Origin of the sequence: Vibrio sp. V23_P3S9T160, from assembly GCF_963886625.1 — a bacterium.
GTDB lineage: Bacteria > Pseudomonadota > Gammaproteobacteria > Enterobacterales > Vibrionaceae > Vibrio > Vibrio anguillarum.
Genome location: NZ_CAWPDB010000016.1, coordinates 1 through 9,185 on the forward strand (window position 1 = coordinate 1; position 9,185 = coordinate 9,185).

8 protein-coding genes are annotated in these 9,185 nt (G+C 42.3%); 7 read left to right on the forward strand and 1 reads right to left on the reverse strand.

Annotated elements, in window-relative coordinates:
- Window positions 1–159: 159 nt before the first annotated feature.
- From AACU59_RS00935 to citC, 3 genes are all read left to right on the forward strand, one after another.
- Window positions 160–654 (forward strand): tripartite tricarboxylate transporter TctB family protein, encoded by a 495-nt coding sequence (locus AACU59_RS00935; RefSeq protein ID WP_094145681.1) that lies wholly within the window; start codon window positions 160–162, stop codon window positions 652–654.
- A gap of 11 nt (window positions 655–665) precedes the next feature.
- Window positions 666–2,171: a tripartite tricarboxylate transporter permease gene (locus tag AACU59_RS00940; RefSeq protein ID WP_013856991.1), complete on the forward strand. Its 1,506-nt coding sequence runs from the start codon at window positions 666–668 to the stop codon at window positions 2,169–2,171.
- A 257-nt stretch (window positions 2,172–2,428) separates the two neighbouring features.
- Window positions 2,429–3,520, forward strand: coding sequence for a [citrate (pro-3S)-lyase] ligase (gene citC, locus AACU59_RS00945; protein WP_094145550.1), 1,092 nt, complete (start codon window positions 2,429–2,431; stop codon window positions 3,518–3,520).
- Between the two features lie 119 nt (window positions 3,521–3,639).
- On the opposite strand, the gene citX is transcribed toward citC, so the two are convergent.
- Window positions 3,640–4,170, reverse strand: coding sequence for a citrate lyase holo-[acyl-carrier protein] synthase (citX, locus tag AACU59_RS00950; protein ID WP_094145551.1), 531 nt, complete (start codon window positions 4,168–4,170; stop codon window positions 3,640–3,642).
- Window positions 4,171–4,590: 420 nt separating this feature from the next.
- Between citX and AACU59_RS00955 the strand changes: the two genes are divergently transcribed.
- From AACU59_RS00955 to AACU59_RS00970, 4 genes are all read left to right on the forward strand, one after another.
- Window positions 4,591–4,830, forward strand: a complete 240-nt coding sequence (locus tag AACU59_RS00955; RefSeq protein WP_161437683.1) for an OadG family protein — start codon at window positions 4,591–4,593, stop codon at window positions 4,828–4,830.
- 27 nt (window positions 4,831–4,857) lie between these two features.
- Complete coding sequence (oadA, locus tag AACU59_RS00960; protein WP_161437684.1) at window positions 4,858–6,654, forward strand: sodium-extruding oxaloacetate decarboxylase subunit alpha; 1,797 nt, start codon at window positions 4,858–4,860, stop codon at window positions 6,652–6,654.
- Window positions 6,655–6,663: 9 nt separating this feature from the next.
- Window positions 6,664–7,968, forward strand: coding sequence for a sodium ion-translocating decarboxylase subunit beta (locus AACU59_RS00965; RefSeq protein WP_094145779.1), 1,305 nt, complete (start codon window positions 6,664–6,666; stop codon window positions 7,966–7,968).
- A gap of 109 nt (window positions 7,969–8,077) precedes the next feature.
- The coding region (locus AACU59_RS00970; RefSeq protein WP_161437685.1) for a sensor histidine kinase at window positions 8,078–9,185 on the forward strand (1,108 nt) is incomplete at its 3' end.

Below are 9,185 nucleotides of genomic sequence, written 5' to 3' on the forward strand. Positions count from 1 at the left end.
ATTTTTGGCAACCACGAATGAGCAATATAAAGAGATCCTAGCGGAAATATTTAAGAAAAAATAATTCATCTTAAATATTGGGGGCTCAGAGTGTTGTCGTGTCCCCGAATTCTTTCCAATTGCATTGTTTCTCAATCATTCCTCGCAAAAGGGTTACATATGGAAAATAACAAGATTCGTCCAAACTGGGATGCTTTTACAGGTTTGTTTAGCATCGGGTTTGGCCTTATATATGGTGGCATGACTTATACCATGCCAAGAGCTGCATTCGGCAACCCACTTGATCCTATTTATTTCCCAATGGGCATTGCAGTGCTTGCTCTGATAGTAGGTTGCATTCTTCTGGCCAAAAGTAACATGAAAGCCTCTGTCATGGCTTTCATTGCTTTGATTAATGAAGATGAAGTGAAGAAGTTTGATCGTAAAAGAATTTTATATACCTGCATTGTTTCTGTAGGTTACGCGCTGATTTTCGACCCACTTGGCTATGTGATCAGTACCTTCTTCTTCTTGTTTTCGATGTTGACGATCACTAGTGGAATAAAGGCATGGAAACAAAGCATCTTGGTTGCATTAGCGTTTTCTGTCTGCGTGTATTTTGTGTTCAGCACGTTACTAAGCATTAGTCTTCCACCATTACCGTTTATGGAATAAGGCAAATAATTATGACTGATATTTTTGTTAACTTAATGAATGGTTTTGGTATCGCTTTTCAACCTTACCATCTATTACTCGTCACGTTAGGTGGCATATTGGGCACTGTGGTGGGAATGCTTCCGGGCTTAGGCCCTGCAACGGGTGTTGCTGTTCTGCTTCCCATGACGTTTGCTATGGGACCGACGGCCGCCTTGATCACGATGACGGGTGTTTACATTGGGGCGATGTTTGGTGGTTCTCGTAGCTCGATCTTGATCAATACTCCCGGAGATGGTGCCGCCTTGGCGGCAACCTTCGATGGATACCCGATGGCGATGAAGGGCAGAGCAGAATCCGCGTTAGCGATTTCAGCGATTGCTTCTTTGATCGGCGGTACGATAGCCGCAATTTTAATGACACTACTTGCTGAACCTGTTGCAGGATTCGCGCTTAAATTTGGTCCTGCGGAATACTTTTTGTTGATGGTGGCTGCGTTGTCCATGACCGCATCCATGTCGAAAGGCAATATGTTGAAAGGTTTCTTATCCATGGTAATCGGTCTTGCTATTGCAACGGTCGGTATTGATGCGCAAAGTGGAGCAGAACGATTTACATTTGGTAATTTACACCTTCAAACGGGTATTGATTTTCTGGTGGTGATTATCGGTATTTACGCAATGGGTGAAGTCTTTAAGAGCTTCAGTTCGTTAAGTAAAGGCACGAAAAAAGCACAAACCAAATTCAAACGCATTTGGATTGAAGGGGATGACTGGAAACGTTCCAAATGGGCTATTCTTCGCAGTGCTCCCATTGGTTTCATCATCGGTTCCTTGCCCGGTGCGGGTGGGACTATGGCCTCGTTAATGTGCTACAACAACGAAAAGCAGCTTTCAAAACACAGTGAAGAGTTTGGCCATGGTGCAATTGAAGGCCTTGCAGCACCAGAGTCGGCTAACAACGCTGCATCGATTGGTGCAATGATCCCGATGTTGTCGCTCGGTGTTCCAGGTTCTGGTACGACGGCCGTCATGATGGGTGCGTTACTGATGTTGGGTATTCAGCCTGGACCATTGCTATTTGTACAGCATGCTGATGTGGCTTGGGGTCTGATTGCGAGTATGTTTGTAGCGAACATCATTCTGGCTATCGTGAATATTCCGCTAGCAGGTCTGCTCGTACGAGTGTTAGCCATTCCGCCTAAAGTGTTATACCCAATTGTATTAGGTTTGGCATTTATCGGTTGTTACGCGATCAGTAGCTCAGTGATTGAGTTTTACATTCTGATCATCTTGGGTGTAGCTGGTGTGATCATGAAGCGAGTGAATATCCCCACTGCGCCAATGATTCTTGCCGTGATAGTGGGTGGCACAATGGAGCAATCATTCCGCCAAGCGTTTAGAATTTCAAACCAAGATTTATCTATTTTTGCAGGCTCAACCGTATCACAGGTATTAATTGCTATTACTGTATTGTCGATTGCACTACCACTATTTGGTATGTACAGAAAGACAAAACAAACATCACAGCCAGCATAATTTTCGAGTGCTTTAAATGAGATGAACGTTATTGTTGCATTGATGTAAATAGATAAAACCCTCCACTGAATAGATGGAGGGTTTTGTCATTAATATAAAATTAAATAGTATTAATTTTATATTGTCCAACAAGGCTGAATTAATTCATTAACGCCATTTAAATAATTAATTATTAATGCCCGATATGATGAAACTCAACGTTAGCCAGTCGAAGAAACAAGATAATTTGTTGGTGAATTTTTAAATGAGAAAGGCCTGTGCTCACGTCATACAGTTTTGAACGAATAAAAAAGAGCAATGCAAGAAGAATGGAGCCCGTTAGTCTATTCTTGCAAAAAATGGTACTCGGGGTCGATGCGGACGTCGAACTCTTTGTCATCGCTTACCATAACCAATCTATTGTTGGATGCGGCGGTTTGGCAGGGAATACACTCAAGTCCATTGCGGTAGACACCAAGCACCAAGGGCAAGGGCTATCGACAACATTATTAAGTGAATTGGTCACGCTCGCTTACGATTTTGGGCGTTACAACCTTTTTATTTACACCAAACCTGAAAATTACGCGATGTTTCACAGTGCGGGTTTTTATTTGCTCACTGCTGTAAAAGGGCGCGTCATTTTGCTAGAAAACAGCAAATCCCGACTTGCCGACTATTGCCACCAACTCTCAAAGCTAAAGCAACATGGCAATCACATTGGAAGTATTGTGATGAATGCCAATCCTTTTACGAAAGGACATCGTTATCTAGTCGAACAGGCCGCTCAACAATGCGATTGGGTCCATTTGTTTGTGGTTAAAGAGGATCGCTCCTTTTTTTCTTATCAAGATCGTTTAGCAATGATACGCGCAGGTGTGAAAGATCTAAAAAATATCATTATCCACGAAGGTTCAGACTATATTATTTCGCGCGCGACTTTTCCTAGTTACTTTCTCAAAGATGAAGGGGTAACGAACTACTGCCATACCGCAGTCGATCTGCAATTATTTCGCAATTATATTGCACCTGCATTGGGGATCACACGCCGGTATGTGGGAACTGAACCTATTTGCGCCGTTACACGTTTTTATAATCAGCAGATGCTGCAATGGTTGACTACACCGACGTTAGACAGTGCACCGATCTCTTTGATTGAGCTTCCACGGACAGAAAAAGCCAATATGCCAATTTCAGCATCATTAGTGAGAAATCTATTGTTCGATAATCAGTGGGATATGATTGCACAACTTGTTCCAGAAACGACCCTTAACTATTTGAAGCCGTTATTTAGCCTTGATACATCCGTTTACCAAGTAAAGAGAAGAACGATGGCGATGAAAGATAGGGGCAATATCGCAGTACAATATTGATTGATGCCAATGCAAAAGCGCCGCAATACAAGGGCGCTTTTATTTATTGTACTCATTGCGTCGATGGGATCGGGTAGCAATGAGTGTCGTGTAAATAGTGTCTAACTGGCGAATAGTTTTTAACTATAGCTGTAAGCCTGATTACATAACGAAACGATGCATTTTTCTAACTCATCCAATGTATGTTGGTGAGTTGATGAACATTTCTGTACTGGCTGACCACATATTAGGCACTGCCGAGGTGCCATACTACAAGATTTTCTAGAGATGGTTTTCCCTTGCTGACACATTACATCAATATTAAATAACGCACCTAAAGGGTGTGCCTGTTCAATATCGATCATCGCTTTTTTTACAACGTTAGCCGATGCAATCTGAGTCATATAATAGGCTTCCAAACCAAAGTTGGAATGGATTATCTGCCTATACAGTACCGGTGAGCAAAGTGCATTGATCTTTTCATTTATTGCGTCAAGTGCGCTATTAAATATCACTTCGGTGTATCTTTTTTGGGCTAACTCTACAGGTAAATTTAATGTAAGCGTGATCAGGGGAAATTGATATTGTTTTAAGAGCTGAGATTGACGTTCAATCCTTTGCTGTAGATTCGTTAAATTGTCTGTGGTGTTGCTGTATTGGTTGCTTTGCATAGCGTTTTCTCATTTTGGTCTATCCCATATTTAAACCATAACGGTTAAATGACGAACAAAATTTGAATTAACGGACAATCACGCGTAGCACTTGAGTTTTAAATGACCTTAATGATGTTAATTATTCCTTGCTGACATTCGCCCACTATAGAGTTGGCTACAATTATCTGCTATTTCGTCACTTTCCTATTTGATTGGGCTTAATTATGGGCTTGCTCCCTGCTTATTTAGGTGTGCTGTCTGTAATTTATTTGTTATCAATTTGATGAGTTTTAACGGTATTTATATCAGCATGAATTAAATAAATAAACACCATTTAAGTTGTTTAATGGTGTCATTTGAATGATGAAGTTCACGAAGTCCATAAGCTTCGCTCAGTAGACTAATCTCACCGATTTTAATGTGGGTTTTAGAATAATCATGAGCCAAGATCCAATTATTTATGAAGGCATTACCCTAATGGCATTAGGCATGGGGTTTGTGTTTTGTTTCCTATTGTTGCTGGTGGGCGCAATTAGAGTGTTGACCAGTCTCTCATCCTATTTTTTACCAGTGTTAATCAACAAGCCTATCGTGTCAGATAAAACCACGGCACCTGAAGATACGCTTTTCGCTGCCATTTCTGCAGCCCTTCATCACCATAAGAAAAAATTCAGTTAATCATGATTCGAATATAGGGGATTTTTAATGTCTAATAACAATAAACCACTTGGCATCACTGATGTCGTTTTGCGCGATGCGCATCAATCTCTTTTTGCTACTCGCTTACGTCTTGATGACATGTTGCCCATCGCATCGGAACTTGACCAAATTGGTTACTGGTCCTTGGAAACGTGGGGCGGAGCCACCTTCGATTCATGCATCCGCTTTTTAGGGGAAGACCCATGGCATCGGTTGCGCGAGCTTAAAAAGGCGATGCCAAATACCAAACAACAAATGCTATTTAGAGGGCAGAACATCCTTGGCTATCGCCATTATGCTGATGATGTCGTTGATAAATTTGTTGAGCGTGCCGTTGTTAACGGAATGGACGTATTTCGTGTGTTTGATGCACTAAACGATGTACGCAACATGAAACAGGCCATTCAGTCTGTTAATAAGCACGGAGCTCATGCTCAAGGCACTATTTGTTATACCACTAGCCCAGTTCACACCATGCAATCTTGGGTTGATGTGGCGGAGCAATTAGTAGAGTGCGGTGTGCAATCCATCGCAATCAAAGATATGGCGGGTGTTATGACGCCGTATGAAGCCAGCGAATTGGTTTCTATACTGAAAAAACAGCTTGATGTAGAGCTTCATTTACACTGCCATTCAACGGCGGGCCTTGCCGATATGACATTACTGAAGGCCATTGAGGCTGGAGTGGATCGCGTAGATACTGCCATCTCTTCGATGAGTGGTACTTATGGGCATCCTTGTACTGAATCCATAGTTGCGGCCTTTAAAGGGACAGGACGTGATACCGGGTTAGACATCTACAAATTAGAGAGTATCGCCGCTTATTTCCGTGAAATTCGCAAAAAATATCATGCTTTCGAAGGGCAGCTAAAAGGAGCCGATTCACGTATTTTAGTGGCTCAAGTACCTGGTGGCATGTTGACCAATATGGAAAGCCAACTCAAACAGCAAAATGCACTTGATAAAATAGACGAAGTGCTGAAAGAGATCCCTCGCGTAAGAGAAGATCTCGGTTTTATTCCACTGGTTACCCCAACGTCACAAATCGTAGGCACGCAAGCGGTGATCAATGTGATGATGGGTGAGCGTTATAAAACCATCACCAAAGAAACGGCTGGTGTTCTTAAAGGAGAATACGGACAGACACCAGCGCCAGTGAATGCCGAACTTCAAGCGAAAGTGCTGCAAGGTGCAACGGCAATCACTTGTCGACCTGCTGATTTAATTGAACCAGAAATCAATATGTTGTCATTGAGTGTTCAAGCACAGGCCAAAGAGAGAAATATCTCTTTAGTTGAAGAGGTGATTGACGATGTTCTAACCATAGCACTGTTTGACCAAGTGGGTTGGAAGTTCTTAGAAAATAGAATGAATCCAGCTGCATTTGAGCCTAAGCCTTGTATTGCTGAGGTGAAAGCCCCCGTTGTAGCCTGCAAAGAAGAACAAGCGGTCTATACCGTGAGTGTTAATAACCAAAGCTACGTTGTTCAAATCAACGAAGGCGGTGATCCACAGGTTCTTGCAACTGCGTCCAACATTTCCCCCAAAGCAGCGGCAGCTTCGGCATCTCCTAGTGCTCCCTCAGGTAACGCTGAAACAGTGGCTGCCCCTCTTGCCGGCAACATTTGGAAAATACACACCAAGGTAGGAGATGCAGTCGAAGAAGGCCAAGTGCTGCTGATTTTAGAAGCCATGAAAATGGAAACGGAAATCCGCGCAGCCCGAGATGGCATCATTGAAAAGTTGAGTGTCTCTGAAGGGGATTCCGTGCAGGTTGGTGATGCTTTGATGGCGTTAGCGTAAGGAACGATGATGGACAGTATTTTAGCGCTAATCAATGATTTCGGATTTTTCCATTTACAGTTAGGCCAAGCCGTTATGATTATCATCGGTCTTTTGCTGCTGTACTTGGCCATAGTGAAGAAGTTCGAACCTTTACTGCTAATACCGATTGGTTTCGGCGGAATTTTAGCAAACTTGCCAGATGCAAACCTAGCCGTTAATCCAATAGAAGCGGCGATCTACGCTGGGAAAAGCGATGTTATGAGCGCTTTTGCCTCTGTGCTTAATATCACTGAAGCAGCTCCTGATTCAGTGAAGCACGCGCTTGAGATGGCGACTCCGCTACAAAAAATGAATTTACATTTATTGGCTGAACAGTTCAATTACAGCGATGGTATGTTGTATACCTTCTATAGCGTGGTGATTGCATCTGGTGTGGGCCCATTGGTCATTTTCATGGGCGTGGGGGCTATGACGGATTTTGGCCCACTACTGGCGAACCCCAAAACCTTATTGCTAGGAGCCGCAGCTCAATTTGGTATCTTCGCTACCGTTCTTGGTGCGTTAGGTCTTAGTCAATTGGGGCTGATGGACTTTAGTGTGGCTCAGGCTGCGGCTATCGGTATCATTGGGGGGGCTGATGGCCCTACTGCGATTTATGTTTCGAGTATGCTAGCGCCAGAATTACTGGGTGCTATTGCTGTTGCCGCTTATTCATACATGGCGTTGGTTCCTATGATTCAACCGCCAATTATGCGTGCGCTGACTACAGAAGCAGAGCGTAAAATTCAAATGACTCAGCTTAGAAGCGTTAGTAAAGTTGAAAAAGTTTGCTTCCCGTTAATGCTGCTTATTTTGATTGCGATGTTGCTACCTTCGGCCACACCATTACTTGGGATGTTTTGCTTTGGCAACTTAATGCGTGAGTGTGGGGTGGTGGAACGGCTCAGTGATACTGCCCAAAATGCATTAATTAACATCGTTACGATATTTCTTGGATTGTCGGTGGGTTCGAAGTTGATGGCAGACAAGTTCTTGCAACCTCAGACCTTAGGTATTTTGGCGTTGGGCATTGTCGCGTTCTGTGTGGGTACAGCGGCGGGTCTGTTGATGGCAAAAGCCATGAATCGTATCTGCACTGAAAAAGTGAACCCGCTTATTGGCTCTGCAGGAGTTTCGGCAGTGCCGATGGCAGCGCGAGTCAGTAATAAATTGGGTCTAGAAGCCAATCCACAAAACTTTTTATTGATGCATGCGATGGGGCCAAACGTAGCTGGCGTTATCGGTTCGGCCGTAGCGGCTGGAGTAATGATCAAGTATGTGATCGGAGGCTAAATGTAATTTTAAAAGGAAGATCACGGTATCTTCCTTTTTATTATTTTGCCAAGCAAAATATCCGATGAATAGGCTAAATAAGAAATTTAATCAAAGGAAAGTTTCGAGTATGAGCATTAACTCTATGCAAATAGTGGCAAGGGTGAAAAATGGTCTATCATTTAGAAATCGGGTATTTATATTAATATTTTGCCTAATGATGGTTCAACTTTCTCTAGTGAGTATGAATTTTCATAAAGGCCTTATTAATACGCTTGAGCATCAAGTTGGAACAAGAGCACTTATTCAAGCTAAAGAGATTGCAAGTGATCCTGAGTTAATTCAAGAAGTTCGGATTAAAAATATTGCCGCGATTGACCACGTTATTAGTCGGTTGCATAAAATCTCTGATGCCAGTTTTATTGTGATTGGTGATGCTGATGGCATACGCTTATCTCACCCCGTTAAAAAGAGCATCGGAAAACCAATGCAAGGTGGTGATAATGAAGGAGTATTAGAACGAGGTGAGGCTTATGTTTCCATTCAAGAGGGAAGTTTAGGTTATGGTGTTCGTGGAAAAGCACCAATCGTCGATTTTGATGGTGAAATAATTGGTGTTATTTCTGTTGGCTATTTGTTCAATCGCTTTGAGCAATGGGTCAATTTTTATTTTCAACCACTGGTTTATGAACTCATCTTTACATTCTTTTTGACATTAATTGGTGCTTGGTTTTTCTCTAGTCACATAAAAAAGAAAATGAATGGCATGGAACCTTCAGAAATTGCGTTGGCACTGTATCTTCAAAAGTCGATTTTATCGTCCGTTTATGAGGGAGTGATTGCTATCGATAAAGTAGGTTCTATTTTAGCGATCAACCGTAGCGCGTTAGAATTACTGGGATCAGAGCGTGATCCAAAACATATGAAATCTCGTTCCATTTTGGAGTATGTAACTAATGCTCAATTTTTCTTTCAGACACCGTTTGAAAAAAATATTAAAGATGAAATTGTATCGATCAATGGGAAAACGATCATTGCCAACCGAGTTGCTATATTTGATGGTACAGAACTCATAGGGTGGGTTGTTAGTTTTCGTCAAAAGAATGACATCAACTCACTCACGGCAGAATTAACACAAATAAAACAATATACTGATAATTTACGTGTGATGCGCCATGAGCATGCAAACAAATTATCAACAATTAGTGGTTTAATAGAAATAGGGGATAACAAAGCAG